This window comes from Streptomyces sp. NPDC001889 (assembly GCF_053594535.1).
This window is the reverse complement of the sequence record NZ_JBSFER010000007.1, coordinates 217,593-242,051: the sequence shown is the minus strand read 5'-3', so window position 1 is coordinate 242,051 and position 24,459 is coordinate 217,593. Positions and strand designations below refer to the sequence as shown.

Here is a 24,459-nt window from a genome sequence, read left to right as displayed (position 1 = left end):
GTCTGCGCTCCCGTATCCAGCAGATGACAAGCAGATGAGAGGCAGTGTGCTGGTGTCTCCCCTCCCCTCGGTCCGCCCGGTTCCCGCGGTTCTCGCCGGAGGGTTCCGGGTCTCCCGGGCCCGCAGAACCGTGCTCTCGGTGGTGCTCGCCGCCGGGCTGGCCCTGACCGCCACGGCCTGTGCCGAGGAGAAGAAGCCCGATCCCGACAAGGGGACCAACGGGGTCGGGAAACTCCCGGCCGAGGAGATCGAGAACCGGGCCCGCGCGGCGGCCGAGGCCTCCGACGCGGTGCGTCTCTCGGGGACCCTGGTCGGCAAGGGCGGCACCTTCAAGCTCAATATGCGGCTCAAGGAGGACGGCGGCACGGGCTCGGTGACCTCCACGGAGAACACCTTCGAGCTGCTCCGGGTCGGCGATGAGCTGTTCCTCAAGGCCGATGCGGGCTTCTGGACCCATGAGGACGGCAAGGGGGCGCCGGGCGGCACCGCCGCGCCCTCGCCGAGCCGGGCGGACGCGGAGGCCGCGGGGAAGCTCGGCGACAAGTATGTGAAGGTGCCCCAGGGGGACCCGGCGTACAAGGAGTTCCGCGGCTTCACCGAGATGGATGTGCTGCTCGACGGCCTGCTCGGCATGGGCGGGGAGCTGAGCAAGGGCGAGCGCACCCGGGTGGGCGGCGTCCAGACGATCAAGGTGCAGGCGGCGGACGGCGCGGGCGGGGTGCTGGACGTCTCGCTGGAGGGCGAGCCCTATCCGCTCCGGTTCGCCCGGGCCGGCGGCAAGGGCGTGCTGACGCTCGCCGAGTGGGACGCGGACTTCGAGCTGAAGCCGCCGGACACGTCGCAGATCGTCGACTACGGCCGCCAACTGCCCAAGAGCAGCGACTAGGGAGTTTCTTCCGGATCGGGCCGGATCGGTGAGCGGGGGCCGCTTCCGGCGGAGCGCGGCCCGCGCCCGGTGGAGGGCGGCCCGCGCCCGGTGGAGGGCGGCCCGCGCCCGGTGGAGGGCGGCCCGCGCCCGGTGGAGGGCGGGGCTCAGCCCGTCTTCCGCTTCCCGCGCCGCGAGAGCAGCAGCCGGGGGAGGGCGGGCGGTGCCGGGTCGCGGGTGGTCGCCGGTGAACCGGCCGGGGCCGCGGCCAGCGAACCCGCCGGATGGGTGGTGGTCGAGGAGACCGGGGTGAGCCGGAGCACCCGGCACTCCCGCGCCCACCGCTCCGCCACCCGCTCCGCGTCCACCGAGTTCAGACGCTTGCCCTTCAGCTCCGGGACCACCGTCTCCCACTCCTGCGAGTGCGGCGCCAGCTCCCTCACCTCCGCCGTCCAGGCGATCAGCCGGCCGCCCTTGTCCTTGCTGCGGACGGTGACCTCGGCGCTGCCGCCGTCCCGCAGGCCCGTCAGGGGCTGCTCGCCCGCGCCGTCGCCGACGAGATGGGCGGCGCCCTCGTGCCACACATGCCACAGGGCGCGCTCGGGGCCCTCGCCCCGCACCCAGAGGAGACCGGACTTCTTGGTGGCCTCCTCGACCAGGGCCTGGCCGAGCAGCGCGGAGTCCTCTTCGGGGCGGGGGGCGAGATCTGTCATGCGCGCAGCCTATCCACCCGGCCGGCGGCGGGCGCCCCGCACGGTGCGCGTCCCGGGGCCGGGGAGTTCCTCCCCGATCCGGCCTGATCCACAAGAAACGCCCTAGAGCCAGCCGTTCCGCTTGAGCGTGCGGTGGATGGTGAAGCAGATCACCGCGATGGAGGTCAGCACCATCGGATAGCCGTACTCCCACTTCAGCTCCGGCATGTGATCGAAGTTCATGCCGTACACCCCGCACACCGCGGTCGGCACCGCGATGATCGCCGCCCAGGATGTGATCTTGCGCATGTCCTCGTTCTGCGCCACCGTCGCCTGCGCCAGATTCGCCTGGAGGATCGAGTTCAGCAGCTCGTCGAAGCCGATGACCTCCTCCTGCACCCGGGCGAGGTGGTCGGCGACATCGCGGAAGTACTTCTGGATGTCCGGGTCGATCAGCCGCATCGGCCGCTCGCTCAGCAGCTGCATCGGGCGCAGCAGCGGGGAGACCGCGCGCTTGAACTCCAGTACCTCCCGCTTGAGCTGGTAGATCCGCCCGGCGTCACTGCTGCGCTGACGGCCCTTGGAGGGGGCGGAGAAGACATCGATCTCCACCTCGTCGATGTCGTCCTGCACCGCGGCGGCGACCCCGATATAGCCGTCCACGACATGGTCGGCGATGGCGTGCAGCACCGCGGACGGGCCCTTCGCCAGCAGCTCCGTGTCCTTCTGGAGGCCGTGCCGGAGCGCGCGCAGGGAGCCCTTGCCGCCGTGCCGGACGGTGATGACGAAGTCCCGGCCGGTGAAGCACATCAGCTCACCGGTCTCCACGACCTCGCTGGTCGCCGTCAGTTCGGTGTGCTCCACATAGTGGATGGTCTTGAAGACGGTGAAGAGGGTGTCGTCGTACCGCTCCAGCTTGGGCCGCTGGTGGGCGTGGACGGCGTCCTCGACGGCGAGCGGGTGGAGCCCGAACTCCGCCGCGATCCCGGCGAACTCCTCCTCCGTGGGCTCGTGCAGCCCTATCCAGGCGAAGCCTCCGCCGTCGCGCACCTTCAGCATCGCCTCGCGCGGCGAGGGGCAGGCCCCGCTCTCCAGCCGGCGGCCGTCGCGGTAGACGGCGCAGTCGACGACGGCGCTGGAGGCGGAGGGGTCGCGCGTGGTGTCGTACGAGTTGTAGGGGGCGCTGCTCTTGCGCAGGGAGGGGCGGACCGCTGCGCGCAGGTCACGGATCATCGACATGGCTGGCTCCTTCACGGAGAGGCCGTCGGGCGAGTGGCGTGGCACAGCCCGGAATGGGGACGTGACATTACGTCCGCAAAGCGGGCGGCACCGCGGGATCGCGGTGACGGCGTTCGCTACAGACAGGCAAAAACGAAGTGCTCTTCCGTCGTGCGAGATTCCGCTGGACGGGGCGCTGTCGTACGGGATGCCCGGATACGGAGCGCCGCGGTACGGAATGCCGTGGGCCCTGTGCGGGAAGGCCTCAGATCACCGGGAAGTGATGCCGTACGGAAGAGCGGTCGGTACTGCACGGTCGACTTCGATCCACCGCAGACCCCACCTCCTCCGGCCGGTCCCCCGTGGGGGATAGACGTGTCGCCGGGACGGGGAGCATCGCTCTCGCGTCCGTCCCCTGCGTGCTCCAGGCACGCCACCCCGGCCAGCGGCCAAGACTATCAGCCAACTGAGGCCAATCCCTGGGAATGCCCATTCCTTACGGGATTTATGCTCGCCGGATGGGAGAAGTTCTTGCTCTGGTCGAGTCCAGGCTGCTGACGGCGCTCGGTGAACCGGACGCCCGCGCGGCCGTGACGTTCCTCGGGACGGACCGTATCGAGGTGCTCCGCTTCACCGATCCGGAGGCCGGGGTGGTGCGGTACGCCACCCTCGGGATGTCCGCCCACCCGATGACCGATCCGTCGGCGGTGCTCGCCGACCCGGTCGCGGGGCCGCGCGCCGAGTTGATCCTCTCGGTGCGGGCGGGGCTCGCCGACACCGACAAGGTGCTGCGCCCGCTCGCCGTGCTCGCCGCCTCCCCTCAGGTGGAGGGGGTCGTGGTGGCGCCCGGGGCCTCCCTCGACACCGGTGAGCCGCTCTGGCCGGCCGCGCCCTTCACCTCGGTGCTGGTCGCGGAGCCCGGCGGTCTCGTGGCGGATCTGGAGCCGGGGCCTCCGCTCGATCCGGTGCGTTTTCTGCCGCTGCTGCCGATGACGCCGAACGAGGCCGCGTGGAAGCGGGTGCACGGCGCACAGGCGCTCCAGGAGCGCTGGCTGGCCCGGGGGGCGGATCTGCGGGACCCCCTGCGCGCCTCCGTGACCCTGGACTGAATCACCGCGTGTCTCCCTTCCGTCCTGCTGTTTCCGCCGCCGGCGCGGCCGCCGGACGGCTCGGCGAGGCCCCCGGGCCGGCCGCGCGCAGGGCCGTCCGGGGGAGCGGCGGAGCGTACACGCACACGCCGGACGGGTGATCGTCCTTGACGCGGCGGCGGCCGGGTAGGACCGTTGAGCGCTATGAGGGGCGAACCCAGTTGCCCGAAGTGCGGTGGCCGGGTCAGGGCGCCCGGTCTCTTTGCCGATTCCTGGCAGTGCGACGCGGACGGCGCGGTGCATCCGCTCCAGCCAGTGATCCCGCCCAGTGTCGAGGCTCTCGGTGTCGTGGTGCACCGGGCCGGAGTCCCGGTCTGGATGCCCTGGCCGCTGCCGGTGGGCTGGCTCTTCACCGGTGTCGCCTACGCGGGCGACGACCGCAGCGGCGGCCGTGCCACCGCCGTGGCCTGCTCGGGGCCCGGTCCGCTCGGCGGCATCGGTGAACTGCTGCTGGTGGCCGAGGAGTTGGGAGTCGGCCTGGGCGCGCGGTACGCGGGCATCGAGGGCCCCGACCCCGGACCCCATATGAATGTCTCCGGACCGCCCCACACCAAGGTGCTGGCCGCCGGCCGGCCCACCCCGCTCTGGCATGTCCCCACCGCCCCCGACGACCGGGCCGTCTTCGCGGGCGAGGCCCGGGGGCTCTGGCTGTGGGCGATCGTCTGGCCGGAGCAGTCCGGTCTGCTGATGTACGACGAACTGGTCCTCACCGACCTGCGGGACGCGGGCGCGGAGGTGGAGCTGGTGCCCTGCGGGGCGCTCTCGCCGAGGCTGCTCTCGTAGCCCCCGCCCGCCCCGGGCGCCCGCCCCGAGCCCTCCCCGGGAGGGCGGGGCCCCTTTCGGTGCCCGATACACTGGAGCGTCCCTGTCCGTTCCGCCCCTGGAGTCAGCGTCGTGCGCATCGATCTGCACACCCACTCCACGGCGTCGGACGGCACGGACACCCCCGCCGAGCTGGTCCGCCGGGCCGCTGCCGCCGGACTGGACGTCGTCGCCCTCACCGACCACGACACCACCCGCGGCCACGCGGCGGCCCTCGCCGCCCTCCCCGAGGGGCTGACCCTGGTCACCGGCGCCGAGATCTCCTGCGCGCTCGACGGGGTGAGCCTGCATCTGCTGGCGTATCTCTTCGACCCCGACGAGCCCGAGCTGCTCCGCGAGCGGGAGCTGGTGCGGGACGACCGGGTGCCGCGCGCCCGCGCGATGGTCGCGAAGCTCCGGGAGCTGGGCGTACCCGTGGAGTGGGACCAGGTCGCCCGTATCGCCGGTGACGGCTCGGTCGGCCGCCCGCACATCGCGACGGCCCTGGTGGAGCTGGGCGTCGTACCGACGGTCTCCGACGCCTTCACGCCGCGGTGGATCGCCGACGGCGGCCGGGCGCACGTCGGCAAGCACGAACTCGACCCCTTCACCGCCGTCCGCCTCGTCAAGGCGGCCGGCGGAGTCGCCGTCTTCGCCCACCCCGCCGCCGCCCAGCGCGGTCGCACGGTGCCCGACGAGGCGATCGCCGCGCTGGCCGAGGCCGGTCTCGACGGGATCGAGGTCGACCACATGGACCATGACGCGGCGGCCCGGGAGCGGCTGCGCTCCCTCGCCGGCGGTCTCGGGCTGCTGACCACCGGGTCCAGCGACTACCACGGCAGCCGCAAGGACATCGCGCTCGGCGCGTTCACCACCGACCCGGAGATCTACGGCGAGATCACCCGGCGGGCGACCGGCGCGTTCCCGGTCCCCGGCGCCGGCGGACCGCGCGTCTAGCTCCTCGCCCCACCCTCTCCTCTCTCCTCTTCCCGCAAGGCCCTCACGTGTTCGACGCTGCCGTTTTCGGCTCCCTCTTCCTGACCCTTTTTGTGATCATGGACCCTCCCGGAGTCACCCCGATCTTCCTGGCCCTGACCTCAGGCCGCCCCGCCAAGGTGCAGCGCCGGATGGCCTGGCAGGCGGTGGCCGTCGCCTTCGGGGTGATCACCGTCTTCGGCCTGGTCGGCCAGCAGATCCTGGACTATCTCCATGTCTCGGTGCCCGCGCTGATGATCGCGGGCGGGCTCCTGCTGCTGCTGATCGCCCTCGATCTGCTCACCGGCAAGACCGATGAGCCCAAACAGACCAAGGACGTGAATGTCGCGCTCGTGCCGCTCGGCATGCCGCTGCTGGCCGGGCCCGGTGCGATCGTCTCGGTGATCCTCGCGGTGCAGAACGCGGACAGCGGCGCGCAGCAGACCGCGGTCTGGCTCGCGATCGTGGCGATGCACGCGGTGCTCTGGGTGGCCATGCGCTACTCGCTGCTGATCATCCGGGTCATCAAGGACGGCGGTGTGGTGCTGGTGACCAGGCTCGCCGGGATGATGCTCTCCGCGATCGCCGTGCAGCAGATCATCAACGGAGTGACCCAGGTCGTCCGGGGCGGCTGAGCGCCCCGCCCGTCCCCGACGCCCGCCTCCCCGTCCCGGACGCGCGCCGCCGGGCACGACAGCGCCCCCGTACGGATTCGTCCGTACGGGGGCGCCGCGCGTCGTGCAAGCGTTACCAGGTGTGTCGAGCAGGTGTTACAAGGCCGAGGGGTCGACCGGACGGATATAGACGCGCTGGCCGGTTGCGGCGGCCTGCTGCACGATCCGGTTGACAGAGGCGGCGTCCACGACGGTGCTGTCGACGGCGGTGCCGTCCACATCGTCCAGGCGCATGATCTCGAAGCGCAAGGGCTTCTCCCTTCGTCTGATCCTCCTGAGAGAACTGGTGTCTGTGGGTAGAACAGCGATGTAGCCTGCAAACATTCCCTACACTAAAGAAAATCTTTCCTTGTCTAACTACTGGCGGGTACCCCCGCGCGGCCGGAAAATGGGTCGCGTATGAACGACCCAGAGATCAGCCCAGAGATCAGCACGGACATCGACGCGGCCGTGAGCGCCCTCGCCGTCCGGATGGACCACGCCAACGAGCTGCTCCAGCGCATGCTCGCGGAGGTCGCCAAGACCCCCTCCACCCACGCCATCTTCGTGGACGCCGGATATGTGTACGCCGCGGCCGGACTGCTGGTCGCCGGGACGGAGGACCGCCGGTCCTTCGACCTCGACGCCGAGGGAATGATCGAGGCCTTCATCGACAAGGCCCGCACGATCTTCGCGGACAGCAGACTGCTCCGGGTGTACTGGTACGACGGAGCCCGCCGGCGCATCCACACCCCCGAACAGCAGGCCATCGCCGAACTCCCGGATGTGAAGGTCCGGCTCGGCAACCTCAACGCCAACAACCAGCAGAAGGGCGTCGACTCCCTCATCCGCACGGATCTGGAGTCGCTCGCCCGCCACCGCGCGATCAGCGACGCGGCGCTCGTCGGCGGCGACGAGGACCTGGTCTCGGCGGTGGAGGCCGCCCAGGGGTACGGGGCCCGGGTCCATCTGTGGGGCATCGAGGCGGGCGACGGCCGCAACCAGGCCGAGCCGCTGCTCTGGGAGGTCGACAGCCAGCGCACCTTCGACCTGGACTTCTGCCGCCCGTACATCACCCGGCGGGCCGTGACGGTGTACGAGAACGAGGGCGCGCCCCCGCCCTCCCGCGACGAGGTGCGTTTCGTGGGCGCGCAGATCGCGGCGACCTGGCTGGCCGAGCGGGGACGCGAGTCGCTGGTGGAGCTGCTGCCCGGACACCCCTACTTGCCGGGGCCGGTGGACCAGGATCTGCTGATCGAGGCGGAGCGGGTGCTCCAGCGGTCGCTGCGGGGCCACGCGGTGCTCCGAAGGGCGCTGCGGGACGGGTTCTGGCAGCACCTCCAGGCGCAGTTCTGACGGCGGGCCGGGGCAGCGCCCCCGGTCCTGGAACCGGAGGCGCTGCCCCGGCCCGCCCCCTACACGAACTCGGCCTCCTGCTCCCGGCCGATCCGCTCGGCGATCTTGCACACCGCGCCCACCGCCGAGAGCGCCAGATCCTGGCCCGCCCAGAGCGCGCGGACGCCGAGCCGGACGCGCGGCAGTCCCGCGAGCACCGTGAGCCCGTAGCACTCATCGCCCCGGCACATGGTCTCGGCGGGCAGCATCGCGATGCCGTAGCCGCTGCGGGCCAGCTCCCGCGCACCGCCCACCGAGCCGGCCTCGACCGTCGGCGGATCGACGCCGTACAGCTCCCGCACCGCCGACACCAGCACCCGGTGGGAGGCGCAGTCCGGGTCCACCACCAGGACGCGCGCGGTGGCGAGGGCACGGCCCGCGCCCTTCTCCCGCGCCTCCGTGGCGAACGTGGCGGGACCCACGGGCACCACGTCCAGCGGCGGCAGCTCCCGTACCGTCACCCCGCCGGGCAGCGGTGTCCGTTCCCCGTAGTCGCCGTGGACGAGTGCCATGTCCACCTGGCCGGCCCGTACCGCCTCCGCCGTGCAGCCGATCGCGAGCTGGCGCGGGGAGAGCCGGACATTGGGGTAGCGGTAGCGGCACTCCCGGACCAGCGAGCTGACCCGGGACTCCAGCAGCAGCGCCGAGGCACCCACCGACACCCGTCCTGCGGTCCCTCCGGACGGATTCAGGGCGCTGGCCATCTCCTCCATCACCTGGAAGATCCGTACCGCGTGGTCGTTGAAGATCTCCCCCGCGGCGGTGAGCCGCACCCCGTGCGGCAGGCGCTGTATCAGCTGGAAGCCGATGCGGGACTCCAGCGCGCGGATGTGCGCGCTGATGCTCGACTGGGCGTACCCGAGACTCCGTGCCGCTTTGGTGAAGCTCCCCAGACGCGCTACCTCCCTGAAGGTTCTGAGCTGATACATCGACAGGTCATAGTTCACAAATCGCCCCAGTCGCAGAAGAACCAACGCAGCGTCCGTGCAGTCCAGGGGTGTGTGTTCATTCTCGCTCCTCCTTCCGTGGGAATGCCACCGGCCCAATCACGGTCCACGTACGTCCGCGACGCTTTGGTTCATGTCTGTGAAACCGGAGCGGAATGCTGGACGGGGTATCGGGTTCTCCGATGGCGCGGGGAGCGCGGCGCGGTGCGGCGGGGAGGGTTGGCTCAGGGGTGAGGTACGGGGAGCTGCGGGCGCGCGGCCTTCTCGCGGCGGCTGTGCCGGGCGACCCGCACCCGGTTCCCGCAGCCCGGCGTGCACCACTCACGGCGGGGGTGGGCCTTCACGAAGTACAGGACACACCCCGGTGCGGGGCAGGCCCGGACCAGGTCCGCGCGGTCACCGGTGAAGAGCCCCACGGCGGCCAGGGCGATCTCGCCGAGGGCGGTCAGCAGCGGGTCGGTCCCGGGCCAGCGCGGCACGGCGGTGAAGCCGGGCCCCGGGGCCAGCTCCTGCCAGGGCGAGGCCAGCCGGGCCGCCGCGTTGACCACGGCGATGTCCCCGGGCCCGGGGGTGCCGCCGGAGGCACGGGCGGCGGCGAGGTCGCGCAGGGCGCCGCGCAGCTCCAGGAAACGGGAGGTGTGCGCCGGGGAGGGGACGGCGCCGTCGAGCGCGGGGCGCAGCACGGCGCTGAACTCCTCGCGGTGGTCCGCGAGCCACCGTGCCAGCCCGCTGTCCGGTCCGACGGGGGTGTCCAGGGCGTCGATGAGACGGCCGCGCACACCGCCCTTGATGTAGGTGGTGTTGATCAGCTCCAGCGGCAGCGGCTCCCCGGCCAGGGGGAGCTGCCGCGTCCCTGGATCGTCCGGGTGCCGGGGTGGTGTGCCGCTCATGAGCCCATCTTGCCGCGCCGGTGGGCGCGTGTCAGTGCCGGTCCCAGAACCCGGCGACGGCGCCGGCGGTTTCCCGGGGGCGGTCGGTGTTGGGGGAGTGCTCGGCTCCGGTGATCACGGTGCGGAGGGCGCCGAGCCGCTCGGCCATCGCGTCGAGCTGCTCCACGGGCCAGGTGTCGTCGCGCTCACCGCTGATCACATGCTTGGGGAGGGGCCGCACGGCGGCGAGCTCGTCGACCCGGTCGGGTTCGACGGTGAGCTGCCGGCCGGTGACGGTCAGCTGTACGGGGTTGTGGCGCAGCCAGCGGTCGCGCAGGCCGCTGCCGTCGGTGTCCGCGTCCTCCGGCGGTTCGAACGCCTTCATGGCCTCCCAGACCTCGGCCATGTCCATGACGGTGAGCGCCTGGCCCAGCAGTGCGAGCCGCTCCCGCTGGGCGGGGGTGACCCGGGCGGGGCCGGAGGACATGACGGTGAGGGTGCGGAACGGGGCGGGGTCGAGGAGGACGGCGGCGCGGGAGATCTGCCCGCCGAGGGAGTGCCCGAGCAGATGGACAGGGCCGCCGCCGAGGGCCTCGGCCTGGGCGAGCACATCGAGGGCCAGCTCGCGCTGGGTGAAGGCGCCCGGATCGTCGGGGCCGGGGGTCTCGTACTGGCCGCGCCCGTCGACGGCGACGGCGCGGTAGCCCGCCTCGGTGAGCGGCTCCAGCATCGCGATGAAGTCCTCCTTGCTCCCGGTGAAGCCGGGGACGAGGAGGGCGGTGGCTTTCGGGGGGCCGGGGGTGGGGTGGGCGTCGAGCACGGCGAAGTCTCCCCGGGCAGTGGGGAGCGCGCTCGCGCGCGCACACGCGGGAGGCTGAAAGGTGGGCGGCCGGCTCATCCCCCGACACTACCCCCGCCCCTCCCGGGACACCGCTCCCCACGGTCCGGGGCCCGTCCTCCCTCTCCCCCAGAGCTGCCTCCGGGAGGTCCCCCCAGACGGGCTGGGTACATCCAGCCGTGCGTGCGGGCCGGCAAGTCCAGCCGTGCGGGCGGGTTGGTCAAGCTCAGCCTCGCGGGCGGGATGGACACCCCCAGCCTCGCCGGCGTTTGAGGCGCGGGGGTTCGGGGGCTGGTCCCCGACGGTGGCCCGCAGGGTGCGGGGGCCTGTGGCCCGGGGTCCGTCCTTGAGCGCCGGGCGGGGCGGGCTGGTGCGGGGGATGGTGATGGCCCGGCTCCTCGGAGAGGGGCCGGGCCATTGAGGGGGAAGGGGAGGGTCAGGCGTCGGGCTGGGTGGCCGCGGCCTTCACCGTGCGCGTGCGGCGCCTCGGCTTCGCCTCAGCCTCCACCACCGCACCCTCCACCGGCACCGCCGCCTTCCGCGTCCGCCGGCGCGGCTTGACCTCGGCCTCGCCCTCCGCGACCGGGGCCGCGGCCACAGCCGCAACCTCAGCCTTCACCGTGCGCCGGCGCGGCGCGACCTCCGCCTCGGCGGCGGCGGCAGCAGCCACCACCGGCTCCGCGGCCCCCACCCGGGTGCGGCGCCGCCGCCTCGGGGCGCGGGGCTCCACGGCCTCGACAGCCTCCACGGTCTCCGCCGCGACCTGCTCCGGCGCGGTGGCCTCCACCGCGACCTCGGCCGTCGGCGTGCCCGCCCGGGTGCGGCGGCGCTGCCGCGGCGTCCTGGTGCGCGCGGGCCGCTCCTCCTGCACCGGCGCGGAAGCCGACGACTTGCTCCGGCCACGGGACCCGGTCTCGCCCAGATCCTCCACCGCCTCCGCCGCGAGCCCGGCCCGAGTGCGCCCGGCACGCGGCAGCACACCCTTGGTGCCCGCCGGGATGTCCAGCTCCTCGAAGAGGTGCGCGGAGGTCGAGTACGTCTCGACGGGGTCGCTGAACCCCAGGTCCAGCGCCTTGTTGATCAGCTGCCAGCGCGGGATGTCGTCCCAGTCCACCAGCGTGACCGCGATCCCGGACGCCCCGGCCCGGCCGGTGCGGCCGACCCGGTGGAGATAGGTCTTCTCGTCCTCGGGCGACTGGTAGTTGATGACGTGCGTCACGCCCTCCACATCGATCCCGCGCGCGGCGACATCGGTGCACACCAGCACATCCACCTTGCCGTTGCGGAACGCCCGCAGCGCCTGCTCGCGCGCGCCCTGCCCGAGGTCGCCGTGGACGGCCCCGGAGGCGAACCCGCGCTGGGCGAGCTGGTCGGCGATGTCCGCCGCCGTGCGCTTCGTACGGCAGAAGATCATCGCGAGCCCGCGCCCGTTCGCCTGGAGAATCCGCGAGACCAGCTCGGGCTTGTCCATGGAGTGCGCGCGGTAGACCCGCTGCGTGATGTTCGCGACGGTCGCGCCCTGGTCGTCCGGCGCCGCGGCGCGGATGTGCGTGGGCTGCGACATGTAGCGACGGGCCAGTCCGATGACCGCACCGGGCATGGTCGCCGAGAAGAGCATCGTCTGCCGCTTGGGCGGCAGGAACTGGATGATCTTCTCGACGTCCGGGAGGAAGCCCAGGTCGAGCATCTCGTCGGCCTCGTCGAGCACCAGCGCCCTGACCTTGGAGAGGTCGAGCTTCTTCTGGCCCGCCAGGTCGAGCAGCCGCCCCGGAGTGCCGACGATCACATCGACACCCTTCCGCAGCGCCTCGACCTGGGGCTCGTACGCCCGGCCGCCGTAGATCGCCAGCACCCGCACATTGCGGACCTTGCCGGCGGTCAGCAGATCATTGGTGACCTGGGTGCACAGCTCGCGGGTGGGGACGACCACGAGCGCCTGAGGGGCGTCGGTGAGCTGCTCGGGCCCTGCCCGGCCCGCCTCGACGTCCGCGGGGACGGTGACGCGCTCCAGCAGCGGCAGACCGAAACCGAGCGTCTTGCCGGTGCCGGTCTTGGCCTGGCCGATCACGTCGGAGCCGGAGAGCGCGACGGGGAGCGTCATCTCCTGGATGGGGAAAGGGTTCACGATGCCGACGGCCTCAAGGGCCTCGGCGGTCTCGGCCAGGATTCCGAGATCCCGGAACGTGGTTGCCTGCGTAGTCAGGGTGTTGCCTCTTCTGTGAGACGCGGCGCGAGGCGAACGATGGGGGTCGTACCGCACCCGGGTGAGCGGGCCGGCCGTGGGTTGGCCGGATGGTGCGGGACCACTGCCGTCGCTCGAGCGCTCTCGCCGCTGAGGGGGCCCCTCATCCACGGTCGTGCGCGAAGGCGCACGGCCCGCGTGGAGGGCGGTCGGGTCGGAGCCGATCGTGCCACCGACCGGGCATCCTCATGGTGATCAGAAGAAATGAATCCTTCTGGTCAAACACTGTGATCGCCCACCGAGAATCAGAAAAACGCTCAGCGGGCGCAATACCACTGTACCCCGGATTCGCGCATGTGTGTTGGGCGATTTCGTAGGAACCGTGGTGGCGAAGGGGTACGGGAGAGCCCCTGGCCCGGCTGACCAGCCCCTTACGCGCCGGTGCCGGCGGGCTATTGTGCGCTTCATGGAGACGCCTGACAACGCCGCTGAACCCACCGAACCCACTGAACACACCGGTATCGCCGCCCAGAACTGGGCCGAGGCCTCCGCCGAGCCCCAGTACCGGGCCGCCGTCGTGGATCTTCTCGGCGCACTGGCCTATGGGGAACTGGCCGCTTTCGAGCGACTCGCCGAGGACGCCAAACTCGCGCCCACCCTCGGTGACAAGGCGGAGCTGGCAAAGATGGCCTCCGCCGAATTCCATCACTTCGAGCGGCTCCGCGACCGGCTCACCGCCATTGACACCGAGCCCACCGGCGCGATGGAGCCCTTCGCCCAGGCGCTGGACGACTTCCACCGCCAGACCGCGCCGTCCGACTGGCTGGAGGGACTCGTCAAGGCATATGTCGGCGACTCGATCGCCAGCGACTTCTATCGCGAGGTCGCCGCCCGCCTCGACTCGGACACCCGGGCCCTGGTGCTCGCCGTGCTCGACGACACCGGCCACGGGAACTTCGCCGTCGAGAAGGTGCGCGCCGCGATCGAGGCCGACCCCCGCCTCGGCGGCCGGCTCGCCCTGTGGGCGCGCCGGCTGATGGGCGAGGCCCTCTCCCAGGCCCAGCGGGTCGTGGCGGAGCGCGACGCGCTCTCCACCATGCTGGTCGGCGGGGTGGCCGACGGCTTCGACCTGGCGGCGGTCGGCGAGATGTTCGCCCGGATCACCAAGGCCCACACCCGGCGGATGGCGGCCCTGGGCCTCGCCGCCTGAGCCCACTCGGGGAGAGCGGCTCGCGGTGGCGGCGGCAGGTCCGGCGGCGGGAAGCGGCATCGGGGACGGCGGGGGAGACGGGACCGCTCAGAAGGGCAGGGCCCTGCGCAGCCGCCGCCCGGAGGGCCGTACCAGCAGCGACAGCAGCACCGCCCCGATCAGCACCGCGCCCAGCACGGTCCCGGCCCGGTGGCCGGGGCCGAGCGCCGAGTACGTCACCCAGGCGCCGAAGGCGGCACCGAGCCCACCCGTGAGATACACCACGCGGCGGGCCGGGAGCCGGCCCGAGAGATGGCGGTCGGCCGCCCACGCGAGGGCGAGTCCGAGCAGAACCGAACCGAGCGCTTCCAGCAGCACTGCTGATCACCTCGCGGACACGAGTCGGGATGGGGCGGTCACAGCCCGTACTACCCGCTGACCTCGGAAAGCAACCCTCCGCCGCGCCCGCGGCAGATCCATTTCAGGGACACCCCGACCGGCGCGGCCGGACATGCCGAGGGGCCCGTACGGGAAGTCCCGTACGGGCCCCTCGGCCCTGCCTGTTCCGGTGCCGCGCCCTACAGCGCGCCGAAGCCCACGCGCCGTGCCGCGGGCTCACCGATCTCCACATAGGCGATCCGGTCCGAGGGGACCAGAACCCTGCGGCCCTTGTCGTCCGCGAGGCTGAGCAGCTGCGCCTTGCCGGCCAGCGCCTCTCCCACCGCGCGCTCGACCTCCTCGGCGGACTGCCCGCTCTCCAGAACGATCTCCCGGGGCGCGTGCTGCACGCCGATCTTGACCTCCACGGCTATGTCCCTCCGAACGGTCAGTGCGTTGCGCGGTCAGCCGCGCCGTACCCCGCACACACTAGCCGGGCCGGAGCGGCGCCCGGCCGCCCCGGGGAACGCCAAGAGCGAACACCGCCGCCGGAGCGTCAGTGCTGCTCGCCCGCCGGATCGGTGCCGTACAGCGGGAAGCCGGCGATCCCGCGCCAGGCGAGCGAGGTGAGCAGTTCCACCGCCCGGTCCCGGGGGATGGCGGACTCACTGGAGAGCCAGTACCTGGCCACCACCTGGGACACCCCGCCCAGTCCCACGGCGAGGAGCATCGACTCCTCCTTGGAGAGACCCGTGTCGCCGGCGATCACATCCGAGATCGCCTCCGCGCACTGGAGGGAGACCCGGTCCACCCGCTCCCGCACCGCGGGCTCATTGGTGAGATCCGACTCGAAGACCAGCCGGAAGGCCCCGCCCTCGTCCTCCACATAGGCGAAGTAGGCGTCCATGGTGGCCGCGACCCGCTGCTTGTTGTCGGTGGTGGACGCCAGCGCCGTGCGGACGCCCTGGAGCAGCGCCTCGCAGTGCTGGTCGAGCAGGGCCAGATAGAGGTCCAGCTTCCCGGGGAAGTGCTGATAGAGCACGGGCTTGCTGACACCCGCCCGCTCGGCGATGTCATCCATGGCGGCCGAGTGGTAACCCTGTGCCACAAAAACTTCCTGGGCGGCGCCCAGAAGCTGGTTTCTGCGGGCTCGGCGTGGCAGACGTGTGCCCCGCGGGCGCGCCGCCTCTGTCTGCTCGATGGCTGTCACGCCGCCTCCCAAATTTGTTCCGTGCGCGCTGTGCGCCGCGCCGCCATCGTACTTTTGGGTAACCCGGGCATGCGCGTCGCGGACGCAGAATTTCACGGACCGGACAGTCGCGGTAGCTTCCTATTCGGGGGCAAAGAGGGTCAGGTCATCGGTAGTCGTCCTCGTCCTGGCCCACGACGCGCGCCTGCTCCAAGGCGTCCGCCTCGTTCGCCGCGTCCCGGTCGATGTCCGTCAGGGGTTCGTCGCCCTGGGGATTCACCTCCCTCCGCTGCTCCACGGCGTCGGCCTCGGGGACCTCGGCGCCGAGCGCTCCGTTCCCGTCCGCCGCCTCCTGCCCGGGGCCGTGCCCGGCGTTCCCGCCGCGCCCGCCGCCCGCTGCTGTCTCGCGTTCGTCCCTGCTGTCGGGGTGGTTGGAGTCGTTCGAGTCGTCGGAGTCGAAGGTGTCCGGGTGAGTGGGATCGACAGCCATGCGGCACCGCTTTCCCTGAAACGGGGGACTCATCCCTTCCGTGGCCTGGGGCCTCCTTCGAGCCTAGAAGCTGCGGGGGCGGGGCGCTACGCGGTGGCGGGCGGCGTGTGACGCCGAACACACGATGGCCGGTGTGATCGTCTCGTAACATTGCCGCATGTCTTCGACCGAGCTGCCCGGTGTCCAGGCCGCCGTCACCGCCGCGGCGGTCCCCCGGGTCGCCGCCGTCCGGGTCGCCGAGGGGGAGGAGCTGCGCTCCGTCGCCCTCCCGGGTCTCTCCCTCACCGTACGGTCGCGCCCGCCCGCCCGCACCGGGCTGCCGCCCGCCCTGTACGTCCACGGGCTCGGCGGGTCCTCGCAGAACTGGTCGGCGCTGATGCCGCTGCTCGCGGACGTGGTGGACGGCGAGGCCGTCGATCTGCCCGGCTTCGGCGACTCCCCGCCACCGGACGACGGCAACTACTCGGTCACCGCCCACACCCGCGCGGTGATCCGCTATCTCGACGCCGCGGACCGCGGCCCCGTCCACCTCTTCGGCAACTCCCTGGGCGGCGCCGTCGCGACCCGGCTCGCGGCCGTCCGCCCCGATCTCGTACGGACGCTCACCCTGGTGTCGCCGGCCCTGCCCGAGCTGCGGGTCCAGCGCTCGGCGGTGCCCACCGCGCTGCTCGCACTCCCCGGCGTCCCCCGGCTCTTCGCCCGTGTCTCCCGGGACTGGCCGGCCGAGCAGCGGGTCCGGGGGGTGATGGCGCTCTGTCACGGGGACCCCTCCCGGGTCAGCGACGAGGCCGTGGGCCATGCTGTGGAGGAGATGGAGCGCCGCTCCCAACTCCCCTATTTCTGGGATGCGATGGGCCGCTCGGCGCGCGGTATCGTCAACGCCTACACGCTCGGGGGCCAGCACGGTCTGTGGCGGCAGGCGGAGCGGGTCCTCGCGCCGACGCTGCTGGTGTACGGAGGACGGGACCGGCTGGTCGCGTACCGTATGGCGCGCAGGGCGGCGGTGGCCTTCCGTGACTCGCGGCTGCTGACCCTGCCGGACGCCGGGCATGTGGCGATGATGGAGTATCCCGAGACGGTCGCGCGGGCCGTCCGGGAACTGCTCGACGACACCGGTAGGAGCTGATCGGAGCCCGTGGGACGACACAGCCGCAAAGGCCCCGCACCCAAGGGCGACCGGACGGACCCCCCGTCCGCCCCCCGCGACGGCGCGACCCCTCCCCGGGGCGGCGGCGAGCGGTACGGCGCCGCCGAGCGGGAGGCCGTCGCACCCGCGGCACCGGCCGCACCCGACCCGGGCATCGGGCGGCGCAGGCGTTCCGCTGCCGCCGGAGCACACCCGGGCCAGGGCCGTCCGGACCCCGTCCACCCGGCACCCGGTTCCTCCGCCGCCGGACACCCGGCCGCCGGTCACGGCGCGCCGGTGACACGGGGCGGGCACCCCGAGCAGCATGAGGCCGGCGGCGCCTGGGGAGACCCGGGCCGGCCTTCCGGCCCCGGCCCGCGCCGGCCGCAGGGCGCCCGCATACCGGGCCCGCGGCGGGAGTTCGTCGACGCCTTCGACGGCTCCCGGACACCGGTCGCGGCCGACCCCTACGCCTCCGTCACCACCTGGCCCGACGAGCCCTCCGGCGGCACCGCCGCACCGGCCCGGGGCGCGCCCGCGGTGCCCGCCCCCCGCCCCGGCGGCGGCGCGGGAGCGGGTGGCGGCGCGGGAGCGTCCGGGGACGGCGAGGGCGACGGCGGTGGCGGTGGCCGCGGCGGCCGGGCCGGCCGCCCCGGCGGGGGCGGCAAGGGCCGCACCTTCACCGGGATCGCCGCCGCCGCCGTGACCACCGTGCTCGCCGTCGTGGTGGCCGGCCAGGTCGCCGAGGAGAACACCGGCGGCCCGGGGACGTCCACCACCGGACCCGACCGCACCGACGAGGACTCCTCCTCCCGCTCGGAGAACCGCTCAGCCCCCTCGGAGAAGCGCCCGGCCCTCTCGGGCGGAGCGCCGACGGCGCAGCCCCCCACCTACGCGGAGCAGATGGCCCGGCAGTTCTCCATCGAGCCGGAATCGACCGCGAAGGGCGACTTCGAAGCGGTTCCCGGTTTCGACCGGGCGCCGGGCAACGGCCGGAAGATCCGCTACCGCGTCGATATCGAGAAGGGGCTCGAAATGGACGGCAGGCTCTTCGCCCAGGCCATCCAGCGCACCCTGAACGACAGCCGGAGCTGGGCCCACAACGGTGTCAGAACATTCGAGCGCATTTCCTCCGGCGAACCGGAATTCGTCGTCACACTCGCCAGTCCGGGAACCACGGACAAGTGGTGCGCCAAATCGGGGCTGAACACCTCCATCGACAAGGTGAGCTGTGATTCCGCCTCCACCGACCGAGTGATGATCAATGCCTTCCGCTGGGGCCAGGGATCGGACACCTATGGCCCCGAGGCGATGCACGCCTACCGCCAGATGCTCATCAACCACGAGGTGGGGCACCGGCTCGGTCACGGGCATGTGAACTGTGGCACTCCGGGAGCGCTCGCGCCCGTGATGCAGCAGCAGACGAAGTCCCTGAACATCGGCGGGGTGAAATGCCGCCCCAACCCCTGGCCCAACCCCGGGAGTTGATCCCCGGGCCCCGCTCCGCCGGACCCTGTTCCCCGGCGTGGATGATGTCCGGGATGTGAGACGGGTGTCTCACGCCCGGCCGTGAGGGCTTTGACATCGGCGGCCGGGTCCTCCATATTTCTCGGCATGTCGCACCGTCACGCCGCCTCCGAACGCGCCGCCATTGAGCTGGCGCTCATCGGCGTGACCGGGCACAGCGTGGCCGACATCCACTGTCGCTGACGCCTGCCCGAGCGCGTACCGGCCGATGTGCCGGTCCGGTTCCCTCAGTCGGCCTCCCCCTTCCCGTGACGGCGCCCCCGCGGAATCCCGCGAGGTCTCTCCGCGTCCGGTGAAGCCGGATTCCCCTGAAGGCCGCGCCTGGGCGTGCCCCACGTCCGCAGGCGCGGCATCCCCTCCTCCCGTGCGCCGTCTCGCTCGCACGGCCACTCGTCGGCGCCTGCACGGACATCCCCTTCCCTGCCGGGCTCAACGAGAGGTCTCCTTCCCATGCGTCAACTGTCCGTCATATCCCGCCGCGTGGCAGCGGCTGCCCTCGGTCTCGCCGTGGTGTCGGGCGCCGCCGCCTGCGCCGGACCGCAGGACGACGGCGCCGAGGACAGCGCCGCGGGCGGCGACAAGCCCCGGCGGGGCGGCACCCTCACCGTGCTCAACTCCGAGCCGCAGACCGATTTCGACCCCGCCCGGCTCTACACGTCCGGCGGCGGCAATGTCCCCTCGCTGGTCTTCCGCACGCTGACCACCCGCAACCGCGAGGACGGCCAGGCCGGCACCGAGGTCGTGCCCGACCTCGCCACCGACCTCGGCCGGCCCAACAAGGACGCCACGGAGTGGACGTACACCCTCAAGGAGGGGCTCAGATACGAGGACGGCTCCCCGATCACCACCGCCGACATCAAGTACGGCATCGAGCGCTCCTTCGCCGCCGAGCTCTCCGGCGGCGCGCCCTATCTGCGGGACTGGCTCATCGGCGGTGACACCTACCAGGGCCCCTACAAGGACAAGAAGGGCCTGGCCTCGATCGTCACCCCGGACGAGCGGACGATCGTCTTCAAGCTCCGCAAGCCCGAGGGCGAGTTCCCCTATCTCGCGACCCAGACCCAGTTCACCCCCGTCCCCCGGGCCAAGGACACCGGCACCAAGTACGAGGAGCGGCCCCTCTCCTCCGGCCCGTACCGGGTGGTGAGGAACGAGGGCGACGGCGAGCGGCTGGTACTGGAGCGCAATCCGCACTGGTCGCAGAAGACCGACCCCGAGCGCAAGGCGTACCCCGACACCGTCGACGTGGTCTCCGGGCTCGACTCGGCCGTCATCAACCAGCGGCTCTCCACCGGCTCCGGAGCGGACGCCTCCGCCGTCACCACCGACACCAATCTCGGCCCCGCCGAACTCGCCCGGGTCGCCGACGACAAGGAACTCGCCGGCCGGGTCGGCACCGGCCGCTTCGGCTATGTGAACTACCTCGCGTTCAACCCGAAGGTGAAGCCCTTCGACGACATCAGGGTCCGCCAGGCGATCTCGTACGCCATCAACCGCACCAGCGTCATCAACGCGGCGGGCGGCTCCGCGCTCGCCGAGCCCGCGACGACCTTCCTGCCCGAGACCAAGGCGTTCGGCCACACTCCCTACGACCACTTCCCCGCCGGGAAGACGGGCGACCCCGGCAAGGCCGGGCGGCTGCTGAAGGAGGCCGGGCACGAGAACCTCCGCATCACCCTGACCCACTCCACCGAGCAGAACCGCCAGACCAGCCCCGAGGTCGCCACCGCCGTCCAGGAGGCGCTGAAGAAGGCCGGGATCACGGTCGAACTCCAGGGCCTGGAGAACAACGCCTTCAACGAGGCCCGCTGGAGCGCCGCGAAGGCCCCCGGGTTCTTCCTCTCCCGCTGGGGCGCCGACTGGCCCTCCGGAGCCCCCTTCCTCGCCCCGATCTTCGACGGCCGGCAGATCGTCAAGGACGGCTCCAACTACAACCACGCCCAGCTGAACGACCCCGCCGTCAACAAGGAGATCGACGAGATCAACAAGCTGACCGACCTGGACGCCGCCGCCGAGCGCTGGGGCGCGCTCGACCGGAGGATCGGTGAGCGGGCGCTGGACGTCCCGCTGTTCCACCCCGTCTACAAGCGGCTCTACGGCAAGAACGTCAAGAACATCGTGATCAGCGACTGGACCGGGGTCCTCGACATCTCGCAGGTCGCCGTCAAGTGAGCACCGCACTCGATCTCCCGGCCGCGGACGCCGCCCACCGGGCGCCCGCGGCCGGGAGCGCCATCACACGCCTCGCCGCCCGGCCCTCCGCGCTGATCTCCGCGGGCGTCCTCGCCCTGCTGGTGCTGCTCGCGCTCGCCGCCCCGCTGCTGACCGCCCTGGAGGGCCAGGACCCCCACACGTACCACGACTCGCTCGTCGACTCGGCGCGCGGCGGCGTGCCCATCGGCTCGTTCGGCGGGGTGAGCGCCGACCACTGGCTCGGCGTCGAGCCCGGCACCGGGCGCGATCTCTTCGCGCGGCTGCTGTACGGGGCCCGGGTCTCGCTGCTGGTCGCCGTCGGCGCGACCCTGGTGCAGGTGGCGATCGGCATCGTCGTCGGCCTCGCGGCGGCGCTCGGCAACCGCTGGGTGGACGCGGTGCTCAGCCGGGTCACCGATGTGATGGTGGCGCTGCCGATGCTGGTGCTCGGGATCGCGCTCACCGCCGTCGTACCCCCCGGCTTCCCCCGCCCGCTGCTGCTGATCCTGCTCATCGGCGCCCTGGGGTGGGGCGGTACGGCCAGAATCGTGCGGGCGCAGACCCTCTCCCTGAAGCGGCTGGACTTCGTCGCCGCCGCCCGGCTCGGCGGCAACGGCCCCTGGCGGGTGGCCCGGCGCGAGCTGCTGCCGTCGCTGGCCGCACCCGTGATCACCTACGCGGCGATCCTGCTGCCGGTGAACATCGTGGTCGAGGCGTCCCTGTCCTTCCTCGGTGTCGGCGTAAAGCCGCCCACACCGTCCTGGGGGCAGATGCTCTCCAGCGCGCAGACCTGGTTCCGCGCCGACCCCATGTACGTCCTGCTCCCCTCCGGCCTGCTCTTCGTGACGGTCCTCGCGTTCACCGTCCTCGGCGACGCGGTGCGCGCCGCGCTGGACCCCAGGGAGGCGAGCCGGCTGCGGGTCGGCACCCGCGCGGAGCGCCGGGTGTCCCGGAAGGAGAGGGGCGCCGCATGACGCGCTTCGTCCTCAAACGGCTCGGCGGCGCGGTGTTCGTGCTGCTGGTGCTCTCGGCACTGGTCCACGGCCTGTTCTATCTGGCCCCCGGCGACCCCGCCCGCCTCGCGTGCGGGGAGCGCTGCTCACCCGCGCAGATCGCCCAGGTCCGCGAGCAGCTCGGGCTCCACGAGCCGGTTCTCACGCAGTACACCGACTTCCTCCGGGGCGTCGTCGCCGGGCGCGACTACAGCACCGGCACCTCGGTGCTGCGCTGCGACGCGCCCTGCCTCGGCCTCTCGTACCAGAGCGACCAGCAGGTGACCGCGCTCCTCCTGGACCGGCTGCCCGCCACCGCCTCGCTCGCCCTCGGCGCGATGGCCGTCTGGCTGGTCGTCGGCGTCGGCACCGGGCTGCTCTCGGCGCTCCGGCGCGGCGGCGCCACCGAGCGGGCCCTGACCGTGCTCACCCTCGCCGCCACCGGCACCCCCGTTTTCATCCTGGGGCTGCTGCTGCTCATGGTGGTCTGCGCCTACCTCCAGTGGCTGCCCTATCCGGCCTATGTGCCCCTGGGCGACGACCCCGAGCAGTGGGCGTGGAACATGCTGCTTCCCTGGCTGACCCTCGGTCTCTTCGAGTCGGCGAAGTACGCCCGGCTCACCCGCGGCGCCACCCTGGAGACGCTGGCCGAGGACCATATCCGTACCTTCCGGGCGTACGGCGTGGGGGAGCGGGCCATCGTCGGGCGCCACGCGCTCCGGGGAGCCGTACCGCCGGTGATCGCGCTGAGCGCACTCGACGTCGGCACGATGTTCGGCGGCGCGGTGCTCACCGAGTCGCTGTTCGGCCTCCCCGGCCTCGGCAAGACGCTGATCGACGGGGTGCGGGTGATCGACCTGCCCGTGGTGGTGGGGGTGGTGCTGGTGATCGGCACCGCTGTGGTGCTGGCGAACGTGGTCGCGGATCTGCTGTACGCCGCCGCCGACCGAAGGGTGGTCCTGTCATGACGGCGGCACTGGTGGAGGTCACGGACCTCGTGGTGGAGTTCCCCGGCTCCGGTGCGGCGCGGGCGGTCGACGGCCTCTCGTTCGCCCTGGCCCCCGGCCGCGCCCTCGGCCTGGTCGGCGAGTCGGGCAGCGGCAAGAGCACGGTCGCCGGCGCACTCCTGGGCCTGCACCGGGGGACCGGCGCGCTGACCTCGGGGAGCGTGCGCGTCGGCGGTACGGATGTGGGCACGGCGAGCCCGTCCGAGCTGCGCGCCCTGCGCGGCTCGGTGGCGGCGATGGTCTTCCAGGACCCGCTCTCCTCCCTCGATCCGTACTACTCCGTCGGCGACCAGATCGCCGAGGTGTACCGGGTGCACACCCGCGCCTCCCGGCGCGCGGCGCGGGCCAGGGCCGCCGAGGTCCTCGACCGGGTCGGCATTCCCGACGCGGCCCGGCGGGCCCGCTCCCGCCCGCACGAGTTCAGCGGCGGGATGCGCCAGCGGGCCCTGATCGCGATGGCGCTGGCCTGCGAACCCCGGCTGCTGATCGCCGACGAGCCGACGACCGCGCTCGATGTGACCGTGCAGGCGCAGATCCTGGATCTGCTGCACGGGCTGCGCGAGGAGACGGGGATGGGGCTGCTGCTGGTCACCCATGATGTGGGGGTGGCGGCGGAGAGCGTGGACGAGGTGCTGGTGATGAAGGAGGGGCGGGAGGTGGAGCGGGGGCCGGTGGGCACGGTGCTGAAGGCCCCCCGGGAGCCGTACACCACGGCACTGCTCGCCGCGGTGCCCCGGCTCCCGGGCGAGGTTCCGGGGGCCCTCGCCCGGACCCCGCCGACCGGTGAGCCGCTGCTCGACGCCAGCGGGCTGCGGCGCTCCTTCGGGCGCGGCAGGGACCGGGTCGTCGCCGTCGACGGCGTCGACCTCACCGTCCACGCCGGGGAGACCCTCGGTGTCGTCGGGGAGTCCGGCAGCGGGAAGACCACCCTCGGCCGTCTCCTGGTCCGGCTGCTCGACCCCACCGCCGGCCGCATCCACTACGCCGGTACGGAGATCGGGGCGCTCTCCGAGAGGGCCCTGCGGCCCCACCGGCGGGAACTCCAGATGGTGTTCCAGGACCCCGTCGCCTCCCTCAACCCCCGCCGCTCCATCGGGGAGTCCATCGCCGACCCGTTGCGCGCCTCGGGGCTGCGCGACGAACGGGAGATCCGGCGCCGGGTGGCGGAGGCCCTGGAACGGGTCGGTCTCGACCCCGACAGATACCGGGGCTATCCACACGAGTTCAGCGGCGGGCAGCGCCAGCGGGTCGGGATCGCCCGCGCCCTGATCGCCGAGCCGAGGCTCATCGTCTGCGACGAGCCCGTCTCCGCGCTCGACGTCACCACCCAGGCCCAGGTGACCGGGTTGCTGCGGGAACTCCAGCAGGAACTCGGCCTCGCGCTGGTCTTCATCGCGCACGACCTCGCCGTCGTCCGGCAGATCAGCGACCGGGTCGCCGTGATGCGCCACGGCCGCATCGTCGAACAGGGGCCCGTGGAGCGGCTGTACGGCGCGCCCCGGGACCCGTACACCCGGCGGCTCCTCGCCGCCGTGCCCGTGCTCGACCCGGATCTGGCCCGCGCCCGGCGCTCCGCGCGCGGGGAGCCGGCCGCGGCCTGATCTCCCGTAACGGAGTGTCCTCGTAGCGCGACAGAACGCTACCGGGGGTGGAAAGTTACGTGTTTTCACCCCTTCCGGTGGTGCGACGGACAACCGTCCATCGCACCGCCGGGGTACCGGCATACGGTCTTTGCGCTGTGAGTCGCCGGGCAACGGCGGCCCTTCGCCAGGGAGATCGGGGGTG

The 24,459-nt window shown here is 72.5% G+C and carries 24 protein-coding genes and 1 pseudogene; 14 read left to right on the top strand and 11 right to left on the bottom strand.

The genetic code is table 11. The features are described 5' to 3' along the window. The first annotated feature begins 52 nt into the window (after positions 1–52). Entirely contained in the window at positions 53–886 is an 834-nt protein-coding gene (locus ACWCRA_RS10095; protein WP_451067231.1) for a hypothetical protein, read from the top strand. Positions 887–1,032: 146 nt separating this feature from the next. Here the strand turns inward: ACWCRA_RS10095 and ACWCRA_RS10090 are convergent, their stop codons facing one another. Together ACWCRA_RS10090 and ACWCRA_RS10085 are read right to left on the bottom strand one after the other, a co-directional pair. Beyond that, positions 1,033–1,578: a hypothetical protein gene (locus tag ACWCRA_RS10090; RefSeq protein ID WP_351551308.1), complete on the bottom strand. Its 546-nt coding sequence runs from the start codon at positions 1,576–1,578 to the stop codon at positions 1,033–1,035. Positions 1,579–1,680: 102 nt separating this feature from the next. Further along, positions 1,681–2,796, bottom strand: a complete 1,116-nt coding sequence (locus ACWCRA_RS10085; protein WP_351551306.1) for a magnesium and cobalt transport protein CorA — start codon at positions 2,794–2,796, stop codon at positions 1,681–1,683. Positions 2,797–3,293: 497 nt separating this feature from the next. Between ACWCRA_RS10085 and ACWCRA_RS10080 the strand changes: the two genes are divergently transcribed. The 4 genes from ACWCRA_RS10080 to ACWCRA_RS10065 all read left to right on the top strand — a co-directional run bounded on the left by ACWCRA_RS10080 (position 3,294) and on the right by ACWCRA_RS10065 (position 6,334). After that, the gene (locus tag ACWCRA_RS10080) at positions 3,294–3,884 is read left to right on the top strand and encodes a suppressor of fused domain protein (RefSeq protein ID WP_351551303.1); all 591 of its coding nucleotides are present in this window, start codon (positions 3,294–3,296) and stop codon (positions 3,882–3,884) included. 183 nt (positions 3,885–4,067) lie between these two features. Beyond that, positions 4,068–4,706 carry a DUF6758 family protein gene (locus ACWCRA_RS10075; protein WP_351551300.1) on the top strand — a complete coding sequence of 213 codons (639 nt, stop codon included), beginning with the start codon at positions 4,068–4,070 and terminating at the stop codon, positions 4,704–4,706. 111 nt (positions 4,707–4,817) lie between these two features. Continuing rightward, the gene (locus ACWCRA_RS10070; RefSeq protein WP_451067217.1) at positions 4,818–5,681 is read left to right on the top strand and encodes a PHP domain-containing protein; all 864 of its coding nucleotides are present in this window, start codon (positions 4,818–4,820) and stop codon (positions 5,679–5,681) included. A 47-nt stretch (positions 5,682–5,728) separates the two neighbouring features. Then, the gene (locus ACWCRA_RS10065; protein WP_351551294.1) at positions 5,729–6,334 is read left to right on the top strand and encodes a MarC family protein; all 606 of its coding nucleotides are present in this window, start codon (positions 5,729–5,731) and stop codon (positions 6,332–6,334) included. Between the two features lie 135 nt (positions 6,335–6,469). Here the strand turns inward: ACWCRA_RS10065 and ACWCRA_RS10060 are convergent, their stop codons facing one another. Then, positions 6,470–6,622: a hypothetical protein gene (locus ACWCRA_RS10060; protein WP_351551291.1), complete on the bottom strand. Its 153-nt coding sequence runs from the start codon at positions 6,620–6,622 to the stop codon at positions 6,470–6,472. 150 nt (positions 6,623–6,772) lie between these two features. Here ACWCRA_RS10060 and ACWCRA_RS10055 point away from each other — a divergent pair, with 150 nt between their 5' ends. Further along, a complete protein-coding gene (locus ACWCRA_RS10055; protein ID WP_351551288.1) occupies positions 6,773–7,708 on the top strand; it encodes an NYN domain-containing protein in 936 nt (311 codons plus the stop codon). Between the two features lie 59 nt (positions 7,709–7,767). Here ACWCRA_RS10055 and ACWCRA_RS10050 read toward each other — a convergent pair whose 3' ends face one another. From ACWCRA_RS10050 to ACWCRA_RS10035, 4 genes and pseudogenes are all read right to left on the bottom strand, one after another. Further along, the gene (locus ACWCRA_RS10050) at positions 7,768–8,676 is read right to left on the bottom strand and encodes a LysR family transcriptional regulator (RefSeq protein ID WP_351551286.1); all 909 of its coding nucleotides are present in this window, start codon (positions 8,674–8,676) and stop codon (positions 7,768–7,770) included. A 242-nt stretch (positions 8,677–8,918) separates the two neighbouring features. Then, the gene (locus ACWCRA_RS10045; RefSeq protein WP_351551283.1) at positions 8,919–9,584 is read right to left on the bottom strand and encodes a CGNR zinc finger domain-containing protein; all 666 of its coding nucleotides are present in this window, start codon (positions 9,582–9,584) and stop codon (positions 8,919–8,921) included. Positions 9,585–9,615: 31 nt separating this feature from the next. After that, positions 9,616–10,461 (bottom strand): alpha/beta fold hydrolase, encoded by an 846-nt coding sequence (locus ACWCRA_RS10040; protein ID WP_351551280.1) that lies wholly within the window; start codon positions 10,459–10,461, stop codon positions 9,616–9,618. Beyond that, positions 10,458–12,661: pseudogene (locus ACWCRA_RS10035) on the bottom strand (DEAD/DEAH box helicase). Before ACWCRA_RS10035 ends, ACWCRA_RS10040 begins: the two are co-directional and overlap by 4 nt. 388 nt (positions 12,662–13,049) lie before the next feature. Between ACWCRA_RS10035 and ACWCRA_RS10030 the strand changes: the two are divergent. After that, a complete protein-coding gene (locus tag ACWCRA_RS10030) occupies positions 13,050–13,793 on the top strand; it encodes a ferritin-like fold-containing protein (protein WP_351551276.1) in 744 nt (247 codons plus the stop codon). Between the two features lie 87 nt (positions 13,794–13,880). Here ACWCRA_RS10030 and ACWCRA_RS10025 read toward each other — a convergent pair whose 3' ends face one another. From ACWCRA_RS10025 to ACWCRA_RS10010, 4 genes are all read right to left on the bottom strand, one after another. Continuing rightward, on the bottom strand, positions 13,881–14,150 hold the full coding sequence (locus ACWCRA_RS10025; protein WP_351551273.1) for a hypothetical protein: 270 nt from the start codon (positions 14,148–14,150) through the stop codon (positions 13,881–13,883). Between the two features lie 200 nt (positions 14,151–14,350). Then, positions 14,351–14,578 (bottom strand): DUF3107 domain-containing protein, encoded by a 228-nt coding sequence (locus ACWCRA_RS10020; RefSeq protein ID WP_351551270.1) that lies wholly within the window; start codon positions 14,576–14,578, stop codon positions 14,351–14,353. Positions 14,579–14,706: 128 nt separating this feature from the next. Beyond that, a complete protein-coding gene (locus tag ACWCRA_RS10015) occupies positions 14,707–15,360 on the bottom strand; it encodes a TetR/AcrR family transcriptional regulator (RefSeq protein WP_351551267.1) in 654 nt (217 codons plus the stop codon). A 145-nt stretch (positions 15,361–15,505) separates the two neighbouring features. After that, on the bottom strand, positions 15,506–15,829 hold the full coding sequence (locus ACWCRA_RS10010) for a hypothetical protein (RefSeq protein WP_451067216.1): 324 nt from the start codon (positions 15,827–15,829) through the stop codon (positions 15,506–15,508). A gap of 157 nt (positions 15,830–15,986) precedes the next feature. On the opposite strand from ACWCRA_RS10010, the gene ACWCRA_RS10005 reads away from it, so the two are divergent. From ACWCRA_RS10005 to ACWCRA_RS09975, 7 genes are all read left to right on the top strand, one after another. Beyond that, on the top strand, positions 15,987–16,955 hold the full coding sequence (locus tag ACWCRA_RS10005) for an alpha/beta fold hydrolase (protein WP_351551264.1): 969 nt from the start codon (positions 15,987–15,989) through the stop codon (positions 16,953–16,955). A 9-nt stretch (positions 16,956–16,964) separates the two neighbouring features. Continuing rightward, the gene (locus ACWCRA_RS10000; RefSeq protein ID WP_451067215.1) at positions 16,965–18,443 is read left to right on the top strand and encodes a DUF3152 domain-containing protein; all 1,479 of its coding nucleotides are present in this window, start codon (positions 16,965–16,967) and stop codon (positions 18,441–18,443) included. Positions 18,444–18,569: 126 nt separating this feature from the next. Next, on the top strand, positions 18,570–18,665 hold the full coding sequence (locus tag ACWCRA_RS09995; protein WP_351551261.1) for an Ms4533A family Cys-rich leader peptide: 96 nt from the start codon (positions 18,570–18,572) through the stop codon (positions 18,663–18,665). 267 nt (positions 18,666–18,932) lie between these two features. Beyond that, complete coding sequence (locus ACWCRA_RS09990; protein WP_451067214.1) at positions 18,933–20,654, top strand: ABC transporter substrate-binding protein; 1,722 nt, start codon at positions 18,933–18,935, stop codon at positions 20,652–20,654. After that, positions 20,651–21,649, top strand: a complete 999-nt coding sequence (locus ACWCRA_RS09985; protein WP_451067213.1) for an ABC transporter permease — start codon at positions 20,651–20,653, stop codon at positions 21,647–21,649. The genes ACWCRA_RS09990 and ACWCRA_RS09985 overlap by 4 nt, the downstream gene beginning before the upstream one ends. Next, positions 21,646–22,635: an ABC transporter permease gene (locus ACWCRA_RS09980; RefSeq protein WP_351551256.1), complete on the top strand. Its 990-nt coding sequence runs from the start codon at positions 21,646–21,648 to the stop codon at positions 22,633–22,635. Before ACWCRA_RS09985 ends, ACWCRA_RS09980 begins: the two co-directional genes overlap by 4 nt. After that, positions 22,632–24,275: a dipeptide ABC transporter ATP-binding protein gene (locus ACWCRA_RS09975; protein WP_451067212.1), complete on the top strand. Its 1,644-nt coding sequence runs from the start codon at positions 22,632–22,634 to the stop codon at positions 24,273–24,275. The genes ACWCRA_RS09980 and ACWCRA_RS09975 overlap by 4 nt, the downstream gene beginning before the upstream one ends. Positions 24,276–24,459: the final 184 nt, after the last annotated feature.